Origin of the sequence: Streptomyces collinus Tu 365, assembly GCF_000444875.1 — a bacterium.
Lineage (GTDB): Bacteria > Actinomycetota > Actinomycetes > Streptomycetales > Streptomycetaceae > Streptomyces > Streptomyces collinus_A.
The window spans coordinates 1,996,851-2,017,654 of the sequence record NC_021985.1; the positions used below are offsets into that span (position 1 = coordinate 1,996,851).

The window sequence follows — 20,804 nt, forward strand, 5'->3', positions numbered from 1 at the left end:
CGCCTCCGGCGGAAGGCGGTCTGCCGGCCGTCCGGACCACGGCGCAGCCGCTGCGGCCGGAGCCCCGGGCCCACCGCCGATCAGGCGACGGGACGGCCGCGGCCAAGCGGCGACCGGCTGGCTGCGGGCCGGATGCCCGGCGGCACGGCTCCGGACCCGATGCCCGGCGGAAACGGCGCGGCGGCGGCACGATGCTGGGCGGAAGCGGCACGGCTGCGGTCGGAGGCCGGGGCGCCGGCGGCCGGGGCGCTACGCAGCCGCTGCGGCCGGGGCCCGGGGCGCCGCTGATCAGGTGCGGGGACGGCCGCGGCTAGGCGGCGGCCGGCCGGGGCGCCGCCGGTACCAGGCGGGTCACCGTCTCCTCCAGGCGGGGCAGGGCTCGCTGGCCCGCCAGTGCGGCGAGGATGCCGAGGGCGACGCCCGCCCATGCCACCGGGCCCAGCGGGGTGCAGCCGAACGCGCCGCTCACCCCGGGCGTCTCGATGAGCGCGACCAGGGCCAGCGCCGAGCCCAGCACGGTGAACCGCACCAGCGGGCTGTTCCTGCGGTCCAGCAGGGTCTGGACGAGCTGGGTGCCCACCACCCCGCACAGCGCCATGGTGCTGGACCGGCGCTCCGTCCCCGGCGTGAAGCGGCCCACCAGCCAGGCCGTCAGCGCGCCCACGGACGTGGTCAGCGCCCGGTGCCGGATCTGCCGGACCAGCGGCTCCCCGAGCACCCCGCCGGCCACGTCCTCCGGTGCCCGGGGGCCCGTCTGCCGGCCGGCCTCCTGACCGGCCTTCGGGGTCACCGCCACCGCCATCGCCGGGAACAGGTCCGTGAACAGGTTCACCAGCAGCATCTGCCGCGTCGACAGCGGCGCCCGGCCCGACACCAGCGTCCCCAGCAGCCCGAAGCCCACCTCACCCGCGTTCCCGCCGATCAGGATCGCGATGGCGTCCGCCACGCTGTGCCACAGGGCGCGGCCCTCGCCGACGGCCGCGATCAGGGCGGTCAGGTCCTCGTCCGTCAGGACGATGTCGGCGGCGTTGCGGGCCGCCGCCGAACCGCGGGCGTTGATCCCCACGCCGATGTCGGCCGCCCGGATCGCCGCCGCGTCGTTCGCGCCGTCGCCGACCATGCCGACCACCCGGCCCGCGTCCCGCAGCGCCTCGATGACCTGGAGCTTCTGCTCGGGAGCCACCCGGGCCACCACGGACGCGTCGCGCAGCATCCGCGCCCGGGCCGAGCGGTCCGCCGACGCCAGCTCGTCCCCCGTCACCACCACCGGCTCCTCCGGCCAGCCCAGACCGCGCGCGATGGCGCGCGCCGTCTGCGGGTGGTCCCCGGTGAGCATGACGGGGCGCACCCCGGACTCGTACAGCCCCTGCACCAGCGCCTCGGACGTCTCCCGGGGCACGTCCGACAGGGCCAGCAGCCCCGTGAACCGCAGTCCGCGCAACGGCTCCACCAGGGCCGCCGCCTCGTCCTCGCCGTCGGCCAGCCGCCGTTCGGCCACCGCCAGCACCCGCAGCCCGTCCCCCGCCAGGTCGTGCGCGGCGTCGGAGGCACCCGGCACCAGGTCCTCGCACGCGGGCAGCACGGTCTCCGGCGCGCCCTTCACGACCAGCACCGGGCCGCCGTCGCCCGTCCGGCCCACGGCGGCCGCGTACCCCCGCCCGGCCTCGAAGGGCAGCCCCTCCGACTGCACCCACCCGGGGTCGTCGCCGGCCGCGTCGAGCACCGCCTCGTCGGTGGCGTGCACCGGGCGCTGAGACCCGCCGTTCAGCCGGGGGCAGGCGCGCGCGGCGACCCGTACGGTCTCCTCCACCGCCGCGTCGTCCGCGGCGCGCACCCCGCCTCCGGCGTCCGACGCCCGTACCAGGCGCAGCCGGTTCTCGGTGAGGGTGCCGGTCTTGTCGAAGCAGATCGTGTCCATCCGGCCCAGCGCCTCCAGCGTGCGCGGCGTGCGCACGAGCACGCCGCCACGGCTCAGCCGCCGTGCCGCTGCGAGCTGCGCCACCGTGGCCACCAGCGGCAGCCCCTCGGGCACCGCGGCGACCCCGACGGCCACCCCGCCGCTGACCGCCTCCCGGATCGGCGTACCGCGCAGCAGCGCCACGCCGGTCACCGCCGCGCCGCCCGCGAGCGTCCACGGCAGCGCCTTGCGGGTCAGCTCCTGCAGCCGGGCCTGCACCCCGCCCGCCGGGGGCGTGCGCGCGGCCAGGTGGACGGCGCGGGCGGCCTCCGTACGGTCGCCGGTGTCCACCACCACGGCCCGGGCCTGTCCGGCCACCACCGTCGTGCCCTCGAAGACCATGCAGTGCCGGTCGGCCACCGGCGCGTGCGGTGTCGGATCGGTCTGCTTCTGCACCGGCAGCGACTCGCCCGTCAGCGCGGACTCGTCGACCTCGAGGCCGTCCTCCCAGAGCAGACGCGCGTCCGCCGGGACGACGTCGTCGCCCTTCAGCTCGATCACGTCACCCGGCTCGAGGCGCCCGGCGTCCACCGTGCGGGTGCCGCCCGCGGGCGCCTCGCTCTCCGGCGGCGCCACCCGCGCCTTCTGCTGCTGCTCCGCCACCAGACCGGACAGCGCCCGCTCGGCGCGCAGCCGTTGTACACCCCCCACCAGCGCGTTCAGGTCGAGTGCTCCCACGACGAGCAACGCGTCCACCACCGAGCCGAGGATCGCCGACGCCGCCGAGCCGACCGCCAGCACCGGCGTCAGCGGGTCGTGCAGCTCGCCCCGCACCGCCCGGCCCAGCTCCACCGTCCAGCGCGCCGGGGCGACCGCCGGGTGCCGCGTCACGGCCCGGACGGCGCCCCGCACTCCTTCGCCAGCCCGCCGCAACGGCGTGGGCGTGCCCGCCTCCGACTCCCGTTCCAGCCGTTCGCGCGCCTCCCGCGGGGCCAGTTCGTGCCAGTGCACCCGGGGCCGGGGGTGCGGGGCTCCGGCCGCCGCCACGGACAGCGCCGCCCGTGCCCCGGACAGCAGGGCGCCCGCGGCGCCCACGTCCACCGGCGCGTGCCGCAGGCCCGGCAGCACCGACCGGCGCCCGCGCCCGCCGCCGGACTCGCCGACCGCCACGAGCAGCCCGGAGAGCGCCGCGCCCGAGCGCGCCAGCGTCTGTGAGCGGCGGCCCACCGTGCGGGCCGCCGGGACCGCCGTCAGCAGCCGCCACACGTCCGTCAGACCGTGCAGGGCCAGCACGTCCGCGCCCCACACCACGGCGCCGGCCGGATCGGCCAGCGCCACCGCCACGTCGCTCGCCCGCAGCCCCGCGAGCACGTCCCGTTCCTGCGCCGAGCGCATCCGGGCGACGGTCAGCACCACCCGCTCGTCCTGGCGCAGTTCGTACACCACGTCGTCCAGCGGCCGCCGGGCGTCCACCACCTGGTCGGCCAGTCCCGTGAAGTCCTCCAGCACCGGGTCGTCCACCACGACCACCCGCAGCCCGGCCCGCCGCGCCGCGTCCAGCACCGGCTCCACCCACGGATCGGCCTCGCCGTCCGCGCCGCGCAGCGCACTCGGGTGCAGGACGACCGTGCCCACCAGCTCGAGCTGCCGCAACCGCTCGGGATCGCGCACCAGCACCCCGGAGCGGGCCAGCATGCCCCCCAGCACCGCGTGGAAGGCGGCGGGTCCGTAGCGCGCCGCCTTCGGGGAACCGGCCAGCACCGCCTCCGCGGCCTCCGCCGTGTCGTGCTTGACCAGCAGCGTCGCCAGTGCGCCCAGCACGCTGCCGGTCGCCGCGTGCGACGCGTACTCCTGGGCCGGGGTCACCCGGGGCGCCGGGCGCGGCGCCCCGTCCGCGCCCACGCTCACCCGCTCCGGCAGGCACAGCTCGTCGTGCACGGCGTCGAAGGCGGCGGCCCGGGCCACCGCCTCGGCGAGCTGGCAGCCCCGCAGCGCCCCGTCGAGCACCAGGGACGACGGGGTCTGCCCGGCGCCGTGCGCCGCCGCGTTGGCGCAGGCCAGCGCAAGATCCATGCCCGGCCCGCCGAGCTTCGCGCGCAGGGTGCGCCGGACCCACGGGTTCTCCCGCAGGAACGTCACCGCCGCGGTCACCGCGCGAGGCGACGGCGGCAGCCGCAGCGCGTACGCCGTCAGCGCCGCACCGGCGCCGAGCACATCCGCGGCCAGGGCCGTCGCGGCCACCCGGACCGCCACCGGGTCCGCCGGGTGCGTGATCTCCTCCGGCCCCTCGGGGGCCGCCAGCACGAGACCGTGCCGTTCCGCCAGCTCCTGCGCCCGTTCCAGCACCAGGTCGGCGAACCGCTCCTCGGTGGCCGTCACCACCAGCCGTGCCAGCCCCTCGTCCCAGTAGGCCAGCAGCACGTCCGGGTGTTCCGCGAGGGCCGCCGCCACCTGGCGAGCCACCTGCTCCATGCCGTGCCGCACGGCGGCGGCGTCCGCCGGCCGCAGGGCCAGGTGCTGCCGGGCCCCGGCCCGCCAGCGGTGACCGCCGCCCGGCATCGCGTTGCCGGCGACCCGCGCCACCCGCACCGTGGCGTCCGCCGTGCGGACCCCCGCGCGCGCCGTGCCCGCCGCCAGCCCGGCCGCCGCGCCCACGGCGGGCGCCGCCGCCCGGGCGAGGAGCCTGGGGGCCGCCGGCAGCAGCCGCGCGGCGGCGGAGGGCACCGTGAGCAGTGTGAACGTCATGGGGCATCCTCGGTGGTGTCGTGAGCGGTCGCCGGAGATTCATCGACAAGTCGACTTCGGCGCGGGGAAGGGTCTCCGTCGGGCCCGTCGGCGGGTCGTCAGCGGGTCGTGCGGGTGGGCCGGGCCGTGGGGCCCATCCGGCCGCCCTGCGTCATGCCTCTGACCGGTCCCGGCGCCTTGTGGTGACCGGGCTCCCCGGGCTGCCTGGCGTGGGTCGCCGCCCACACCACGGCCTCGTCGTCCGGGTCCGCCGTGACGCCCTCCGCCTCCCTGCCTGGCCGCCGGTGCCGGGGCCTGCCGGACCGCCCGCCGGGCTGCCCGGCCGGGACGTCGTCCCTCGCCCCGCCGGACCGCTGACGGTCCTCGGGCCGCGCCTGGGTCAGCCACGCGACCGCCGCGCCGGTGGCCGCCACCGGCCACTCCACGACGCCCGCCACGCCGAGCACCCCGGCCCCGGCGTACACGGCCAGCCGCCGGCTCCGCGGCGACACCGCACCCACCTTGTCCAGGGCGCCCTCGGCCACCCGGCCGACCGTCCCCGCGCCGGGCAGCCGGCCCAGCAAGGAGGCCGCGCCCCGCACGGGAGCGGTCAGTACCGAGGACGACTTCCGCTCAGTCATCGCTCACACCTCCGGGACACACGTCTCGCCGTCATCCCCGAGTGCCCACAAGAACGCGGTCATCCCGCCACTACCAGGGAATCGCATCCGCACCAAGAACGCACCGCGCCCCGGCCGGAGGGCCGGGGCGCGGTGGGTCGCCGTGCGCGGCGAAGGCGCGGGCGGAGCCGTCTACTCCTCCTCGGACTCGTCGGAGCTCTCCGCCTCGGTGGCGGCGCCCTCCGCCTCCAGGAGGCGCGAGAGCTGACGGCCGACGATGCGCTTGAACTTGCGCTGCTGCGGGCGCGTACGGTCCAGCACCGCGACCTCGAGGCGCTCGGCGGGGATCTCCCGCTCGCTGCCGTTGGTGTCGCGGGACAGGGCCTGGACGGCCAGCTTCAGGGCTTCCGCCAGCGACATCCCGTCCCGGTGGCGCTGGTCGAGGAAGCCGCTGATCTGCTCCGCGTTGCCGCCCACCGCGACCGAGCCGTGCTCGTCCACGATCGAGCCGTCGTGCGGCAGCCGGTAGATCTGGTCGCCCTCGGGGGTCTCCCCCACCTCGGCGACGACCAGCTCCACCTCGTACGGCTTCTCCGCCGCCGACGAGAAGATGGTGCCCAGGGTCTGCGCGTAGACGTTGGCCAGGCCCCGTGCCGTGACGTCGTCCCGGTCGTAGGTGTAGCCCCGCAGGTCGGCGTAGCGGACGCCGCCGATGCGCAGGTTCTCGTACTCGTTGTACTTGCCGGCGGCCGCGAAGCCGATCCGGTCGTAGATCTCGCTGAACTTGTGCAGCGCGCGGGACGGGTTCTCACCGACGAACACGATGCCGTCGGCGTACTGCAGCACGACCAGGCTGCGGCCACGGGCGATGCCCTTGCGGGCGTACTCCGCCCGGTCGGCCATGGCCTGCTGGGGTGAGACATAGAACGGCGTCGACACCGGTTATCCGTCCCTTTCTGTGATGGTCACTGGATCACCTCGAAAAAGAACCGGCCCGCTCAGAGCAGGGCGGCCTTGGGGCCGTCCGGCTCCTCCAGGCGCCGCTGGAGCACCGAACGGGAGAGCTCCGAGGCCTCGTCCTCGGTCAGCCGGCGGAAGCCGTCCTCGGTGATCACGGTGATGATCGGATAGATCCGGCGGGCGACATCGGGACCACCGGTCGCCGAGTCGTCGTCTGCCGCGTCGTACAGGGCCTGGACCACCAGGGTCGTGGCCTGCTCCTCGGTCAGGTCGTCGCGGAACAGCTTCTTCATCGCGCCGCGCGCGAAGATCGAGCCCGAACCCGTCGCCGAGTAGTTGTGCTCCTCGGAGCGGCCGCCGGTGACGTCGTACGAGAAGATGCGGCCCTTCCCGCGGTCCACGTCGTACCCGGCGAACAGCGGCACCACGGCCAGGCCCTGCATGGCCATGGCGAGGTTGGACCGGATCATCGTCGACAGCCGGTTCGCCTTGCCCTCGAGCGAGAGCTGGGCGCCCTCCACCTTCTCGAAGTGCTCCAGCTCCAGCTGGAAGAGCTTCACCATCTCGACGGCCAGACCGGCGGTGCCGGCGATGCCGACGGCCGAGTACTCGTCCGCCGGGAACACCTTCTCGATGTCCCGCTGGGCGATCACGTTGCCCATCGTGGCCCGGCGGTCACCGGCCAGGACCACGCCCCCCGGGAACGTCACGGCCACGATCGTGGTCCCGTGCGGCGCCTCGACCACGCCCTGCACGGGCGGCAGCTGCCGCTTGCCGGGCAGCAGCTCGGGCTGGTGGTCGGAGAGGAAGTCCATGAAGGAGGAGGACCCTGGCGTCAGGAAGGCAGCTGGTAGACGCCCGGTGCCACGATTGTTGGCTTCCACGAGTTTCCTTCCAGGTAGGCGGCGGCCCGGCGGACGGCGTCGGGGGCGCCCCCCAACTTGCCGATGGCCGAATTGCAGTTGAAGCACAGTACGCCTGGGACCCTACCCCCCTTGCGGCAGTGATCCACATGCGCGGCGGGGGCCTTCGGACAGATCACGTACGCGGGCGGCCGTGCGTCCGCGCCGCACCCCGGGCGCCGCTTTCCCGACGGCCTCCGGGCAGCACCCGGAGGCCGTCTCGCCGCTGCCTGTCCCTCGCGAACGCTCCCCCGCTGCCTTCACTTCGAAGGCGACGCGACCCGAGGCGCTCTTACTCTCCGCCCTTTTGCACGAAGGAGCGCACGAAGTCCTCGGCGTTCTCCTCGAGGACGTCATCGATCTCGTCGAGGACGGAGTCCACGTCGTCGCTCAGCTTCTCGTGCCGCTCCTTGAGGTCCTCGGAGGCCTGCGCGTCCTGCGCCTGCTCCTCGACCTCCTCGGTGGAGCGCGTCGCCTTCTGCTGACCGCCGCCGGTGTCCTTGGTTGCCATAACCCTCACCCCGCTCAGTTCGCCCGACATGGTCGACGGGTCGGCATTCCTGCCGATCGGTGATGATCAGACCCTACAAGCCGGGTCCGACATCGGCCCCGCAGTTTCGACAACGTGCGGGGGCCATCTCGATGATTCCCGGCCGCCGGGGTTTCCACCCTGCCCGCCCGGGACGGTCCGGGTACCCGTGGGAGTACCCGCTGGTCACCCTCATCCGCCGGAGAGGACCCTGACCAGGTCTTCCGCCGTGCGGCAGCGGTCCAACAGCTCCTTGACGTGATTTCGCGTTCCGCGAAGCGGTTCGAGGGTTGGGACGCGCTGGAGGGAGTCCCGGCCCGGCAGGTCGAAGATGACCGAGTCCCAGGAGGCCGCGGCCACGTCGTCCGCGTACTGCTCCAGACAGCGCCCGCGGAAGTAGGCGCGGGTGTCCTCAGGAGGCGTCGTACGGGCCCTGTCGACCTCGGACTCGTCCAGGAGGCGCTTGATGCGGCCGCGGGACGCCAGGCGGTTGTACAGGCCCTTCTCGGCGCGTACGTCGGCGTACTGCAGGTCCACCAGGTGCAGCCGGGCGGCGTCCCAGTCCAGGCCGTCGCGGCGGCGGTAGCCCTCCATGAGCTCCCGCTTGGCGACCCAGTCCAGCTCGCCGGCCAGGCTCATGGGGTCGTTCTCGAGCCGGTTGAGGGTGTCCTCCCAGCGGCTGAGCACGTCCTTGGTCTGGTCGTCGGCGTCCGCCCCGAACCGCTCCTCCACGTACTTGCGCGACAGCTCGTAGTACTCCATCTGCAACTGCACGGCGGTCAGGGTCCGGCCGCTGCGCAGGGTGATGAGCCGCTGCAGCGAGGGGTCGTGGGAGACCTGGTGCAGGGTGCGGACGGGCTGGTCGACCGCGAGGTCCACGGCGATGAAACCGTCCTCGATCATGGACAGGACCAGGGCGGTCGTGCCCAGCTTGAGGTAGGTCGAGATCTCGGAGAGGTTGGCGTCGCCGATGATCACGTGGAGCCTGCGGTACTTCTCCGCGTCGGCGTGCGGCTCGTCGCGCGTGTTGATGATCGGGCGTTTGAGCGTGGTCTCCAGGCCGACCTCGACCTCGAAGTAGTCGGCGCGCTGACTGAGCTGGAAACCGTGCTCGTGGCCGTCCTGTCCGATGCCCACGCGGCCGGCGCCGGTGACCACCTGGCGGGAGACGAAGAAGGGCGTGAGGTGGCGCACGATGTCCGAGAAGGGGGTCTCCCGCTTCATCAGGTAGTTCTCGTGCGTGCCGTACGAGGCGCCCTTGTTGTCGGTGTTGTTCTTGTACAGGTGGATCGGCTGGGCGCCGGGGAGCTGCGCGGCCCGCTCGGCGGCCTCGGCCATGATGCGTTCGCCGGCCTTGTCCCACAGGACCGCGTCGCGCGGGTTGGTGACCTCCGGGGCGCTGTACTCGGGGTGGGCGTGGTCGACGTAGAGGCGCGCGCCGTTGGTGAGGATCACGTTGGCGAGGCCGATGTCCTCGTCGGTGAGCTGGCTGGAGTCGGCGGCCTCGCGGGCGAGGTCGAAGCCTCGCGCGTCCCGTAGCGGGTTCTCCTCCTCGAAGTCCCAGCGGGCCCGGCGGGCCCGGTGCATCGCCGCCGCGTAGGCGTTGACGATCTGGGACGAGGTGAGCATGGCATTGGCGTTGGGGTGACCGGGGACGGAGATGCCGTACTCCGTCTCGATGCCCATTACTCGCCGTACGGTCATGCGGCCCTCCTTGCCCGGCGGCGCCCTCGGTCGTGGGCGCCGCTCACTACCGCTGGCGCTCCGGTGCGTGTGCGGTGCCCGTCCCCGCACTGCGCGACTCGGCGGTAGGAAAGAGCCTAGAACGCCTTTGCGCTGGTGGGGAGATCATTTGCGTCATTGCCTGCTCCGGTCGTGGCCTGAAAAACAGTCGGCTGCGGGTACCCCCGTCGAGGGCACCCGCAGCCGCCCTGCTTCTTACAGGTACTGACCGGTGTTCGCCACCGTGTCGATGGAGCGTCCGGTGTCCGCGCCCTGCTTTCCGGTGATCAGCGTACGGATGTAGACGATCCGTTCGCCCTTCTTTCCGGAGATCCGGGCCCAGTCGTCGGGGTTGGTGGTGTTGGGCAGGTCCTCGTTCTCCTTGAACTCGTCCACGCAGGCCTGGAGGAGATGGGAGACGCGGAGACCCTTCTGGTTCTTCTCCAGGAAGTCCTTGATCGCCATTTTCTTGGCGCGGCCCACGATGTTCTCGATCATGGCACCGGAATTGAAGTCCTTGAAGTAGAGGACTTCCTTGTCGCCGTTGGCGTAGGTGACTTCCAGGAAGCGGTTCTCCTCGGATTCGGCGTACATGTGCTCCACCGCGGTCTGGATCATGCTGCCGACCGTGGTGGCCTTGTCGCCGCCGTGCTCGTCGAGGTCGTCCGTGTGCAGCGGGAGACGCTCGGTGAGGTACTTGCCGAAGATGTCCTTCGCGGCCTCGGCGTCCGGACGCTCGATCTTGATCTTCACGTCGAGACGGCCGGGGCGCAGGATGGCGGGGTCGATCATGTCCTCGCGGTTGGAGGCGCCGATCACGACCACGTTCTGCAGGCCCTCCACACCGTCGATCTCGGCGAGCAGCTGCGGGACGATGGTGTTCTCCACGTCCGAGCTGACACCGGAGCCGCGGGTGCGGAAGAGGGACTCCATCTCGTCGAAGAAGACGATGACGGGGGTGCCCTCGCTGGCCTTCTCGCGCGCACGCTGGAAGACGAGGCGGATCTGCCGCTCGGTCTCGCCGACGTACTTGTTGAGGAGCTCGGGGCCCTTGATGTTGAGGAAGAAGCTCTTGCCGGCGGCCTGGCCGGTCACCTCGGCGACCTTCTTGGCCAGCGAGTTGGCCACGGCCTTGGCGATGAGCGTCTTGCCGCATCCGGGGGGACCGTAGAGCAGGACGCCCTTGGGCGGGCGCAGCTCGTGCTCCTTGAAGAGGTCCGGGTAGAGGTACGGCAGCTCGACCGCGTCGCGGATCGCCTCGATCTGGTTGCCCAGACCGCCGATCTGCTCGTAGCCGATGTCCGGGACCTCTTCGAGGACGAGCTCCTCGACCTCGCTCTTGGGCACGACCTCGTAGACGTAGCCGGAGCGCGGTTCGAGCAGCAGGGCGTCGCCGGGGCGGATGGTGACGTCCAGCAGCGGCTCGGCGAGCCGCACCACCCGCTCCTCGTCGGTGTGCCCCAGTACGAGCGCGCGTTCGCCGTCCTCGAGGATCTCCTTGAGGGTGACGATGTCGCCGACGCTCTCGTACTCCATGGCCTCGACCACGTTGAGCGCTTCGTTGAGCATGACCTCCTGGCCGCGCCTGAGGTCGTCGAGCTCGACGCTCGGGCTCACGTTCACCCGGAGCTTGCGGCCGCCGGTGAAGATGTCGGCGGTGCCGTCCTCGTTGGCCTGCAGGAAGACGCCGAAGCCGGCCGGCGGCTGGGCGAGTCGGTCGACCTCCTCCTTGAGGGCCACGATCTGGTCGCGGGCCTCGCGCAGGGTGTTGGCCAGTCTTTCGTTCTGGGCGGAGACACCGGCCAGGTTCGTCTGCAGCTCGACGATCCGCTCTTCGAGAATCCTCGTGTGCCGCGGAGAGTCGGCGAGCTTGCGTCGCAGGACGGCGATCTCCTGCTCAAGGTAGGCGATCTGCCCGGCCGGGTCGTCGGACCCTCGTCCCGGGCGGATGCCGCGGTTCATGTCGTCGTCGTGGGCTGCCACGGTCCTCACCTCCTCCAAGGGGAGCTGGACGCTTCCAGACCCTACCTGGGTGGGTGTCGATTGAAACCCCTAGATCACAAAGACTGTCAAGGTGTGTCGTCGGTCACCCGGTGCGCTCCCTCTCGCACGGAGGGGATACCCACTCAACGTGATTCAGAAGCCGCTTGTTCCATGTCGGGAACGGTCAAAACCCTTCAGGAGTGGCCTGAGTTGCCCCATCCCGGCCGGTCGCCCGGTACGAGGGCAGCCCGAAGGCCGCTCTGCCGGTCGACGGGCGGTCATCACGCAGAGCGACGGTCCTGACGGTCGGGGTCACGCGCGGGGCGGCCTGAAGTGATCGCCCCGGGGCCCGGGGCTCCCTTCCCCGGTCGGGCGCTGGTACCCGACGGGGCCGGGGAGGAAACCCCCTCCCCCCGCCGGGCAACGGCGGAAACAGGGCGGAGGTAGGGTCGGGATGTCCAACAGCCGCTGGAGCGGACCCGGCCGGCGCGAGCGCCCCCGGGAAGCGCCCGGCGAACCGACGGCAGGAGAGATGACCGTGCAGCAGGAGGCCCCGGGCGGCGAGGCGCTGGAGGTCTGGATCGACCAGGACCTGTGTACCGGCGACGGGATCTGCGCCCAGTACGCCCCGGAGGTGTTCGAGCTGGACATCGACGGGCTGGCGTACGTGAAGGGCGCGGACGACGCGCTGCTGCAGGCCGCGGGGGCGACGACGCCGGTGCCGCTGCCGCTGCTCACGGACGTCGTGGACTCGGCCAGGGAGTGTCCCGGCGAGTGCATCCACGTGCGCCGGGTTTCGGACAGGGTCGAGGTGTACGGCCCCGACGCGGAGTGACGCCGCCCGGGCCGGCCCGGGCGTGAGTCCGGCCGGTTCCGGAGGGTCACGCGCGCGTGCCCGCAGTTCGCCGCGGGGCGTGCGCGCGGGCGCGCGGGCCGGTGGGGCGCCGGAGCGTCACACGCTGTGCGCGACGGTGCCGGTGGAGCGGAGGAACGCGCTGCCGTTCCACCGCCACTTGGCCGGAGTCTTCAGGTCGGGGCAGCAACTGGGCACGTCGGACGACGAGTAGCCGAGCAGGGTGGCGCTGACGGCCCCCTCGTGCAGGGCGAACTCGGTGACGGTGACCCGGTCCTTGGGGTCGACGAGGGTGGCGACCACGCGCGCCGCGCCGCCGTTCCTGCCCCGGGTGAGGACGTAGACGCCGTCCGGCGGGGTGCCCATGGGGGCGTCGCAGTGCACCACCGCGACGGTCTCGGGTATGCCGTCCCCGTCGAGGTCCCCGGTGGCCTTCTTCACCACCAGCGCCTTGACCGGGCCGCAGCTGAGCGGGAAGGCCACGCCCGCGGTGCCGGGCGGCGCGACCGCGGCCGCGGGGGCGGACTCGGCCTCGGTGCCGGGGGCCGGCTGGGCGGCCGTCGCCGAACCGGGCTGCACGACGGAGGACAGGGCGATCACACCGGCCACGGCGGTGGCGGTGGCGACCCAGTGGATGGGCCGGGTGTGCGTGTGGGCGAGCTCCGGAACGGCGGATTGCTGCACTAGGAGTGTCTCCTGTGAGGGCTGTGCCGGTGGGGGGGGTGGCCTGCATGGTGCCACACGTCACAGAGCGAGGGAACGGCGGGGTCGGAACGGGATTCCCGCAGGCGGGCAGCCCGCGCGCGCGGGAGTCACCCGCGCCTCGGTGCCCGGTCAACGCACGGACGCCGTGGCCCAGTTCCCGGTGCCGTCCGGGAGGCGGGTCACGGCGCCCTGTGGCGTCCTGGGACGCGGTGGCTCAGCGGCCGCCGCCGTCGGCGTTCGGTCCGGCGTAGTCCTCGCCGTAGGCGCCCTTGGCGGGGCGGCGGCGGCGCATGGGCGGCTCGACGCCGTCGGCGAGCCGACGGGCGGTGAGCAGGAAGCCGGTGTGGCCGATCATCCGGTGGTCGGGACGGACGGCGAGGCCCTCGATGTGCCAGTTGCGGATCATCGTCTCCCAGGCGGTCGGCTCGTTGAAGGAGCCGATCTCCCGGATGGACTCGACGGTCCGGGCGAGCTGGGTGGTGGTGGCCACGTAGCAGCACAGGATGCCGCCGGGCACGAGGGCCTTGGAGACGGCCTCCAGGCACTCCCAGGGGGCGAGCATGTCGAGGATGACGCGGTCGACGTCGGTGTCGGACAGGTTGTCCTGGAGGTCGCCGACGGTCAGCTGCCAGGCGGGGTGCGGGCCGCCGAAGTAGCGCTCCACGTTCTGCTGGGCGATCTCCGCGAAGTCCTCGCGGCGCTCGTAGGAGTGCAGCATGCCCTGGTCGCCGATGGCGCGCAGCAGGAAGCTGCTGAGCGAGCCCGAGCCGACACCGGCCTCCACGACGCGGGCGCCGGGGAAGATGTCGGCGAAGGCGAGGATCTGCCCCGCGTCCTTCGGGTAGACGACGGCTGCGCCGCGGGGCATGGACAGGACGTAGTCGGGGAGCAGGGGGCGCAGCGCGAGGTAGGCCACGTTGCCGGTGGTGCGGACAACGCTGCCCTCGGGAGCACCGATCAGTTCGTCGTGCGGGAAGGAGCCCTTGTGGGTGTGGAAGTTCTTCCCGGCTTCGAGCGTGAACGTGTAGTGGCGGCCCTTGGGGTCGGTCAGCTGAACCTGGTCCCCGACCTTGAAGGGCCCGCGCCTGCGGGCGGCACCGGTCGGTTCGGACATGTGAACAGACTACCGGCCTTTGCGGGGGCCGCCGACCACCGGACGCGGGGCGGGGAGGCGGGAGGCGCGGGGCCGGGAGGGGGTCAGGAAGCGGGCCGGGCCATGGCCTTGACGAAGGCGCGCTCGACGTCGGCGGCGGAGAGCACGCCGTAGATCTCGCCGGTCTCCTCGACCACGAGGTACTCGGAGGCCGGGGTGGCCCGCAGGGTGTCGAGGAGTTCCTCGCCGGCCAGCTCGGCCGAGACGCGCATGCCGTCGGTGAGCTCCTGGGCGAGACCGCTGACGGCGACCCAGGGGCGGCGGTGCTCGGGCACCCCGACGATGGCGGCCTCGCGGACGAGGGAGAGCGGGTTGCCGTCGGCGTCGACGACGACGAGGGCGCGGGCGCCGGCGGCGTTGGCGCGGCGCAGTGCCTCGGACAGCGGGGTGTCGTTCTCGACCGGCACGGCCCGCCGGGTCAGGGTGCGTGCGCGCAGTTCGGGGAGGTGCTCGCGCAGGCGGGCCATGCGCAGACTGTTGCCGGCGCCGGTCCAGATGATCGCGGCGAGGATGGCGGCGAGCAGGGCGTCGGTGACGGTGTCCATGCCGCTGATGTTCTCGTTGCCGCCGCCGAGGACGCCGGACTGGTTGAGCAGCGGCAGCCCGACGAGGACGGAGATGGCGAGGGCGCGGCCCACCCAGGCGGCGGCGACGGTGCCGCTCATGGGCTTGCCGGTGATCTTCCAGACGACGGCGCGGAGCATGCGGCCGCCGTCCAGGGGGAGGCCGGGCAGCAGGTTGAAGGCGGCCACGATGAGGTTGGAGATCATCAGGCCCGCGAGCAGGACGCCGGGGACGGTGTCGGGCTCGACGGGCTTCATGGCGAGGTAGAAGATCCCGGCCAGGACGAGGGAGAGCAGGGGCCCGACGAAGGCGAGGACGAACTCGCGTCCCGGGGTCTCGGCCTCCTTCTCGATCTCGGAGACGCCGCCGAAGAACTGGAGTTGGATGCGGCGGACCGGGAGCCGGAAGCGGATCGCGGCGACCGTGTGGGCCAGCTCGTGGACCAGTACGGAGGCGTAGAAGGCGACGGCGAAGAACAGCGAGACCAGGTAGCGGGCGGCGCCCAGTTCGGGCAGCACGCGGTCGAGCTGGCCGCCGAAGACCCAGGTGATCAGGGCGGCGACGAGGAACCAGCTCGGCGCGACGTAGACGGGGACGCCGAAGGGGCGTCCCATGAGCAGGCCGCCGCCCGGTTCCTTCGGCCGGGGCCGGGGCGGCTCGCCCTTGGCGATGCCGGCGTGGGCGAGGGAGCGGTGCTCGCCGGACGCGGCCGGTTCGCCCGCTTCGGCGGCGGGGTGGTCCTCGACCGGTGCGGGGCGGCGGCTCTCGGACGGCGTGCCCTCGGCGGGGCCGGGACCGGTGCCGCTGTGCGTGCCGGTGCCGGTGTCCGTGCCGGGGCGGCTGCCGCTGCCCGCCTCGTCGCTGCGGCCTGCGCTCGTGCCGTCACTGCCGGTGCGGCTGCCCGCGTCGGCGGCGGGGCCGTTGTCCGTGGCGGTGCTGCTGCCGGCGCCTGTGCCGTCGTCCGGGCCGGTGCGGCCGCCGGGCGTCGTCTCCGGGTCGGCAGCGGCCGGGTGCGGGGGCTCGGGGCGGGCCGGGTCGGCGGACGGGGGTGCCGGGGCCTCGTGGGGCTCCGGGCCGGGGTGGTCGGTGGGTCCGGTCGCCGGGGCCGCAGGACCCGCGGGGTGCTGGGCCGGCTCGTCGTCGCCGGGCCGCGGCTGCCCGCTCGCGCCGCTCACGTCCACGGTTTCCCCTCGTTCGAAGCGTCTTCCGCTCCTGCCGGGCGGAAGCTCTCGGGTCGATGGTATGCGGCCGTGGTGGTGTGTTCCGCCCCGGCACCCCTTGTCCCTGCCCCGCCGGAGGGTGATCGACGCGGTCGGCGACTGGGTGACTGTCAGTGCCGGGCCGTATGGTCGGGGGTCATGGACAGCAGCATCGAGGACGCGGGGGCCCTGGCGCCGGAGACGGGCGTGGCCGCGGAGGCGGAGCCGGTGGCCGTCGTGGCCCCGGGCGGGGCGCCGGCCGCCGAGGCGGAGGCGTCCGGCGTCGTGACCGGGGCGCCCGGCGTCGTGACCGGGGCGCCCGGCGTCGTGACCGGGGCGTCCGGCCCCGGAGCGGACGGGGGCGTGGCCGTACGGCCGCCGGCGGCGCCCACCTCGCTGTCGCCCTCCCGGGCCGGCGACTTCATGCAGTGCCCGCTGCTGTACCGGTTCCGGGTGATCGACCGGCTGCCGGAGAAGCCGAGCGAGGCGGCGACCCGGGGGACGCTGGTGCACGCCGTGCTGGAGCGGCTGTTCGACGCGCCCGCCGTGGAGCGGACGGCGCCGCGGGCGAAGTCGTTGATCCCGGGCCAGTGGGACCGGCTGCGGGAGAACCGGCCGGAGATCGGCGAGCTGTTCGCCGACGACCCGGACGGCGAGCGGCTGGCCCGCTGGCTGGGCGAGGCCGAGCGGCTGGTGGAGCGCTGGTTCACGCTGGAGGATCCGGCGCGCCTGGAGCCCGCCGAGCGGGAGCTGTTCGTGGAGGCCGAGCTGGACTCGGGCCTGCGGCTGCGCGGGATCATCGACCGGGTCGACGTGGCGCCCACCGGTGAGGTGCGGATCGTCGACTACAAGACGGGCAAGGCGCCGCGCCCGGAGTACGCCGAGGGCGCGCTGTTCCAGATGAAGTTCTACGCGCTGGTGGTGTGGCGGCTGAAGAACGTGGTGCCGCGCCGGCTCCAGCTCGTCTACCTCGGCAGCGGGGACGTGCTGACCTACGACCCGGTCCCCGCCGACCTCGAACGGGTGGAGCGCAAACTGCTCGCCCTGTGGGAGGCGATCCGGCAGGCCACCGAGACCGGTGAGTGGCGGCCCCGGCCGACCAAGCTGTGCGGCTGGTGCGACCACCGGGCGCACTGCCCCGAGTTCGGCGGCACTCCCCCGCCCTATCCGCTGCCCGTGAGGGCGCCCGGATCGCTGCCCGTGGAGCAGGGCAGAATGGGGCCGGACTAGCGAAGGAGTGTCACGTGGCCATCCGCGTCCTACTGGTCGACGACCAGCCCCTGCTGCGTACCGGTTTCCGGATGATCCTGGAGGCCGAGCAGGACATCGCGGTCGTCGGTGAGGCCGGCGACGGCCTGCAGGCCCTCGACCAGGTGCGTGCCCTGCAGCCGGATGTCGTGCTCATGGACATCCGGATGCCGCGGATGGACGGGGTGGAGGCGACCCGGCAGATCACCGGGCCGGGCCGGGACGGTCCGGCGAAGGTGCTGGTGCTGACGACGTTCGACCTCGACGAGTACGTGGTGGAGGCGCTGCGGGCGGGGGCCAGCGGCTTCCTGCTCAAGGACGCGCCCGCCAACGAGCTGGTGCAGGCGATCCGGGTCGTCGCGGGCGGCGAGGCCATGCTGGCGCCGAGCATCACCCGCCGGCTGCTGGACAAGTACGCCACGCATCTGCCGTCCGGCGAGGAGCCGGTGCCGGACACGCTGCACACCCTCACCGACCGTGAGGTGGAGGTGCTCAAGCTGGTGGCGCGCGGGCTGTCCAACGCCGAGATCGCCGCCGACCTGTTCGTCAGCGAGACCACGGTGAAGACGCACGTGGGGCACGTCCTGACGAAGCTGGGCCTCAGGGACCGGGTGCAGGCGGCGGTGTACGCGTACGAGAGCGGCCTGGTGCGTCCGGGCGCGCAGTAGGCCCCGGGCGGCCGGCCGGGTCACGCCGGGTCCGTACGAGACGCGCGAAGGGCGCCCCTCCCGAGCGGGAGGGGCGCCCTTCGTGGCGTCGGGGCTTCGCCGGACTCGGCGTCAGCCGCTCACACCGCGGCCGAGCTCCCAGAGCTGGAGCGTCGAGGAGGAGTTGAGGGCGTAGGCGACACCCGTGATGTTGTCCCGGGCGGCGACGTACTGCTTGCCCTGCCACAGCGGGATGACCGGGACGTCCTCGGCGACGATGTCCTGGATCTGGGTCAGGCTCTTGGAGGCGTTGAGCCGGTCCGCCTCACGACGGGACTGCGGGATCAGCGAGCGCTGGATCTGGCTGTTGGAGTACGGGGACCCGAGGAAGTTGCCCTTGTCGAGGAACGGCGCGACGAAGTTGTCGGCGTCCGGGAAGTCGGGGAACCAACCCATGCCGTAGACGTCGTACTTGCCCTTCATCTCGGCGGGCCGGAAGGTCTCCCACGGGTGGCCCTGGATGGAGACGTCGAACAGGCCGGAGGCGTTGAGCTGCTTCTGCAGGATCTGGAACTCCTGCTTGGTCGCCGAGCCGTAGTGGTCGGTGGTGTAGTGCAGCGTCAGCTTCACCGGGGTGGTGATGCCGGCCTTGGTGAGCAGGTTCCGCGCCTTGGCGGCGCTGGGGTCGCCGTACTTGTTGAAGAACGAGTTGGAGTGGCCGGTCAGGGAGGCCGGGACGAGCGAGTACAGCGCCTCGGCCTGGGTGCCGTAGACCTTGGAGACCAGCTCGCCGCGGTTGACGACCTGGGCGATGGCCTGGCGCACCGCCTTGTCCTTCACGGTGGGCGCGTCGGTGTTGAAGGCGAGGTAGCGGATCTCGAGGCCCGCCATGTCGACCAGGTCGACGTTCGCGTCGGAGCCGCTGTCCAGCTTGTTGATCTGCGCCGGGGACATGGTGCGGGTCATGACGTCGATCTCGCCCTTGTCGATCGCGGCGCCCATGGCGTCCGCGTCGGGGTAGGTGCGCATGACGACCTGGTCGTTGTTCACCGTCACGCTGCCCTTGTAGGAAGGGTTCTTGGTGAAGGTGGCGCTGACGATCGCGTTGTCCTTGACGTCGGCCTTGAAGGTGTAGGGGCCGGAGCCGTCCACCTCGAAGCCGTCGCGCAGCTTGTCCTTGGCGTAGTCCTTGGGGTTGACGATGGCCGCGACCGGGGTGGACAGCTTGTACGGGAAGGTGGCGTCGGCCGTCTTCAGGTGGAAGATGACCTCGCGGTCGCCCTGGGTCTCGACCGTGTCGACGGTGTTGAGCAGGGTGGCGACACCGCTGTCGGCCTTGATGCCACGGGCCCGGTCGATGGAGTACTTGACGTCCGCGGCCGTGACCTTGTCGCCGTCGGCGAACTTCAGCCCCTCACGCAGCTTGCACGCGTAGCGCTCGTTGCCGCTGTCGGTGAAGGAGCAGCTCTCCGCGGCCTCCGGGACCGGGTCGCCCTCACCCTTGGGCTGGGTCATCAGGGTCTGCACCGTCTGGCGCAGGATGTTCCAGGTGCCGACGTCGTAGGCGTAGGCCGGGTCGAGGGGCGCGGGCGCGTCGCTGGTGGCCGTGAACCGGTCCGTGGTACCGACGCCGATGGCGTCGCCGCTCTTGCTCCCGCTGTCGGATCCGCCGCACGCGGCGAGAACCGGCGTGAGCAGGCCGGCCACTGCCGGCAGCACCAAAGTCTTGCGGTTCATGCGGGAGTTTCTCCAGAGCTGTTCGAGTCCGTGTACCCGGCATGCAAGGGTGGTGCGGCGGATCACGGGGTTGCGACGATGTTCTCGCGACGAGATTAGTCCGCGCCCGCAGGAGCACTCACAGGCGCGCGAGTTGAGCCCCCATCACGGAGTGAAACCGGGTGTGGACACACCGAAAACCCGACAGCGGCAGGATTCGTACAGGGTCCCCTCAATCGGGACACAAAGTCGCTCCCCCAGGGCTCGCTCGCGGGTGCTCGGCACACCAAGGCAACGTTGTCGAGGGCACCTGAGGTGGCGAACGTCACATTTTCAACTGGTAGGGCGCTCCGTGGAATTCGGTCGGGCGGCCCGCTCTGGAATTCCACTCGGTGTACTTCCGCGGCAATCCGTCCAGCGGGTCCTGCGGAAGTCTGACGCTGGGTGAACGGTCAGCGCATTTCCGTCATCGGCCGGACATCAGACCACGCAGGAATGTCAGGTCGACCTCCTGGAGGGAGCCGACGACGGTGCGCCGTTCGGCCGGGACGATGGCGGCGACGGAGGGCACGGCGACCACGTGGCAGCCGGCCGCCTCGGCCGCGGCGACGCCCGTCGCGGTGTCCTCGACGACGGCGCATCTCGCCGGGTCCACGCCGAGTCCGGCGGCGGCCAGCAGGTACGGGTCCGGGTAGGGCTTGGTGCGCGAGACCTCGTCGCCGGCGATGGAGAGCCGGAAGTGATGCGGGCCGAGCACGGTCAGCACCCGGTCGATGATGCGCCGGTGGGAGGCGGAGACCAGGGCGGTGGGCACGGCGTGCTCGTGCAGTTCGGCGAGCAGCCGGGCGGCGCCGGGCATCAGCGGCAGGCTGTGCCCGATGCGCTCCTCGAATCCCGCGTTGAGCAGGACCGACAGGTCGGCGAGGGAGATGTCGGCGCCGGTGGCCTCGATCAGGAAGCCGGCGCTGCGGGTCATGGGGCCGCCGACGACGACGTGCCGCCAGGAGTCGTCGAGGGTGTGGCCGAGGGCGCCGAAGACCTCGACCTCGACGTCCCACCAGAAGCCCTCGGTGTCCACGAGGGTGCCGTCCATGTCGAGGAGCACCGCCTGCAGGGCGGAGTCCCCGGCCGCCGGGGTCCGGCCTGCCGGGGTGGTGCCGGGAACGTGGGGAAGGGTTCCGGGCGCGGGGACCGTACTGGTCATCCGGGCACACCTCCTTGAGGGACGACCAGGCCGGCCCCCCGGAACAGGGGAACCGGCCTGCAGTGGACCGACCAGTGTACGACTCCCGCGGGCGAAGCGCCTCGTTTATCACCTGCGTGTCGGGGTACCTCCTGAAACACCCCCGCGCAGGCCAGGGAGCCTTCCGGTGTGCCCGCGC

The 20,804-nt window shown here is 72.8% G+C and carries 15 protein-coding genes and 1 pseudogene; 3 read left to right on the top strand and 13 right to left on the bottom strand.

Annotated features, from left to right (window positions below; all coding sequences use genetic code 11):
* Nucleotides 1-310 precede the first annotated feature (310 nt).
* From B446_RS08430 to arc, 8 genes and pseudogenes are all read right to left on the bottom strand, one after another.
* Nucleotides 311-4,642 (bottom strand): cation-translocating P-type ATPase, encoded by a 4,332-nt coding sequence (locus B446_RS08430; RefSeq protein ID WP_020938998.1) that lies wholly within the window; start codon nucleotides 4,640-4,642, stop codon nucleotides 311-313.
* A 98-nt stretch (nucleotides 4,643-4,740) separates the two neighbouring features.
* Nucleotides 4,741-5,262 (bottom strand): lipase chaperone, encoded by a 522-nt coding sequence (locus B446_RS38960; RefSeq protein ID WP_020938999.1) that lies wholly within the window; start codon nucleotides 5,260-5,262, stop codon nucleotides 4,741-4,743.
* Nucleotides 5,263-5,433: 171 nt separating this feature from the next.
* Nucleotides 5,434-6,180, bottom strand: coding sequence for a proteasome subunit alpha (gene prcA / locus B446_RS08440; protein WP_043475079.1), 747 nt, complete (start codon nucleotides 6,178-6,180; stop codon nucleotides 5,434-5,436).
* Between the two features lie 59 nt (nucleotides 6,181-6,239).
* Nucleotides 6,240-7,085, bottom strand: coding sequence for a proteasome subunit beta (gene prcB, locus B446_RS08445; RefSeq protein WP_020939001.1), 846 nt, complete (start codon nucleotides 7,083-7,085; stop codon nucleotides 6,240-6,242).
* Nucleotides 7,037-7,243, bottom strand: a pseudogene (locus B446_RS36925) (endonuclease domain-containing protein); the annotation flags it as partial. The pseudogene B446_RS36925 and the gene prcB, both read right to left, overlap by 49 nt.
* Nucleotides 7,244-7,395: 152 nt before the next feature.
* A complete protein-coding gene (locus tag B446_RS08455; RefSeq protein ID WP_020939002.1) occupies nucleotides 7,396-7,614 on the bottom strand; it encodes a ubiquitin-like protein Pup in 219 nt (72 codons plus the stop codon).
* A 210-nt stretch (nucleotides 7,615-7,824) separates the two neighbouring features.
* Nucleotides 7,825-9,336: a depupylase/deamidase Dop gene (dop, locus tag B446_RS08460; protein WP_020939003.1), complete on the bottom strand. Its 1,512-nt coding sequence runs from the start codon at nucleotides 9,334-9,336 to the stop codon at nucleotides 7,825-7,827.
* Nucleotides 9,337-9,570: 234 nt separating this feature from the next.
* Nucleotides 9,571-11,337, bottom strand: coding sequence for a proteasome ATPase (arc, locus tag B446_RS08465; RefSeq protein WP_020939004.1), 1,767 nt, complete (start codon nucleotides 11,335-11,337; stop codon nucleotides 9,571-9,573).
* Nucleotides 11,338-11,869: 532 nt separating this feature from the next.
* On the opposite strand from arc, the gene B446_RS08470 reads away from it, so the two are divergent.
* Complete coding sequence (locus B446_RS08470) at nucleotides 11,870-12,172, top strand: ferredoxin (protein ID WP_020939005.1); 303 nt, start codon at nucleotides 11,870-11,872, stop codon at nucleotides 12,170-12,172.
* A gap of 117 nt (nucleotides 12,173-12,289) precedes the next feature.
* On the opposite strand, the gene B446_RS08475 is transcribed toward B446_RS08470, so the two are convergent.
* The 3 genes from B446_RS08475 to B446_RS08485 all read right to left on the bottom strand — a co-directional run bounded on the left by B446_RS08475 (nucleotide 12,290) and on the right by B446_RS08485 (nucleotide 15,793).
* Nucleotides 12,290-12,874, bottom strand: a complete 585-nt coding sequence (locus B446_RS08475; protein WP_020939006.1) for a hypothetical protein — start codon at nucleotides 12,872-12,874, stop codon at nucleotides 12,290-12,292.
* A gap of 235 nt (nucleotides 12,875-13,109) precedes the next feature.
* Nucleotides 13,110-14,009: a tRNA (adenine-N1)-methyltransferase gene (locus B446_RS08480; RefSeq protein WP_020939007.1), complete on the bottom strand. Its 900-nt coding sequence runs from the start codon at nucleotides 14,007-14,009 to the stop codon at nucleotides 13,110-13,112.
* 83 nt (nucleotides 14,010-14,092) lie between these two features.
* A complete protein-coding gene (locus tag B446_RS08485; protein ID WP_020939008.1) occupies nucleotides 14,093-15,793 on the bottom strand; it encodes a site-2 protease family protein in 1,701 nt (566 codons plus the stop codon).
* A gap of 177 nt (nucleotides 15,794-15,970) precedes the next feature.
* Between B446_RS08485 and B446_RS08490 the strand changes: the two genes are divergently transcribed.
* Complete coding sequence (locus tag B446_RS08490; RefSeq protein WP_020939009.1) at nucleotides 15,971-17,041, top strand: RecB family exonuclease; 1,071 nt, start codon at nucleotides 15,971-15,973, stop codon at nucleotides 17,039-17,041.
* A gap of 14 nt (nucleotides 17,042-17,055) precedes the next feature.
* On the top strand, nucleotides 17,056-17,727 hold the full coding sequence (locus tag B446_RS08495) for a response regulator (protein WP_020939010.1): 672 nt from the start codon (nucleotides 17,056-17,058) through the stop codon (nucleotides 17,725-17,727).
* 111 nt (nucleotides 17,728-17,838) lie between these two features.
* Here the strand turns inward: B446_RS08495 and B446_RS08500 are convergent, their stop codons facing one another.
* Nucleotides 17,839-19,443, bottom strand: coding sequence for an ABC transporter substrate-binding protein (locus tag B446_RS08500; protein WP_020939011.1), 1,605 nt, complete (start codon nucleotides 19,441-19,443; stop codon nucleotides 17,839-17,841).
* Between the two features lie 445 nt (nucleotides 19,444-19,888).
* Nucleotides 19,889-20,626, bottom strand: a complete 738-nt coding sequence (locus B446_RS08505) for an HAD family hydrolase (RefSeq protein WP_020939012.1) — start codon at nucleotides 20,624-20,626, stop codon at nucleotides 19,889-19,891.
* Nucleotides 20,627-20,804: the final 178 nt, after the last annotated feature.

What these genes read in the sequence shown, in the direction of transcription:
- B446_RS08430 (WP_020938998.1), bottom strand. Translation starts at nt 4,642, where the DNA reads ATGACGTTCACACTGCTCACGGTGCCCTCCGCCGCCGCGCGGCTGCTG.
- B446_RS38960 (WP_020938999.1), bottom strand. Translation starts at nt 5,262, where the DNA reads ATGACTGAGCGGAAGTCGTCCTCGGTACTGACCGCTCCCGTGCGGGGC.
- B446_RS08455 (WP_020939002.1), bottom strand. Translation starts at nt 7,614, where the DNA reads ATGGCAACCAAGGACACCGGCGGCGGTCAGCAGAAGGCGACGCGCTCC.
- dop (WP_020939003.1), bottom strand. Translation starts at nt 9,336, where the DNA reads ATGACCGTACGGCGAGTAATGGGCATCGAGACGGAGTACGGCATCTCC.
- B446_RS08470 (WP_020939005.1), top strand. Translation starts at nt 11,870, where the DNA reads ATGACCGTGCAGCAGGAGGCCCCGGGCGGCGAGGCGCTGGAGGTCTGG.
- B446_RS08480 (WP_020939007.1), bottom strand. Translation starts at nt 14,009, where the DNA reads ATGTCCGAACCGACCGGTGCCGCCCGCAGGCGCGGGCCCTTCAAGGTC.
- B446_RS08490 (WP_020939009.1), top strand. Translation starts at nt 15,971, where the DNA reads ATGGACAGCAGCATCGAGGACGCGGGGGCCCTGGCGCCGGAGACGGGC.
- B446_RS08500 (WP_020939011.1), bottom strand. Translation starts at nt 19,443, where the DNA reads ATGAACCGCAAGACTTTGGTGCTGCCGGCAGTGGCCGGCCTGCTCACG.
- B446_RS08505 (WP_020939012.1), bottom strand. Translation starts at nt 20,626, where the DNA reads ATGACCAGTACGGTCCCCGCGCCCGGAACCCTTCCCCACGTTCCCGGC.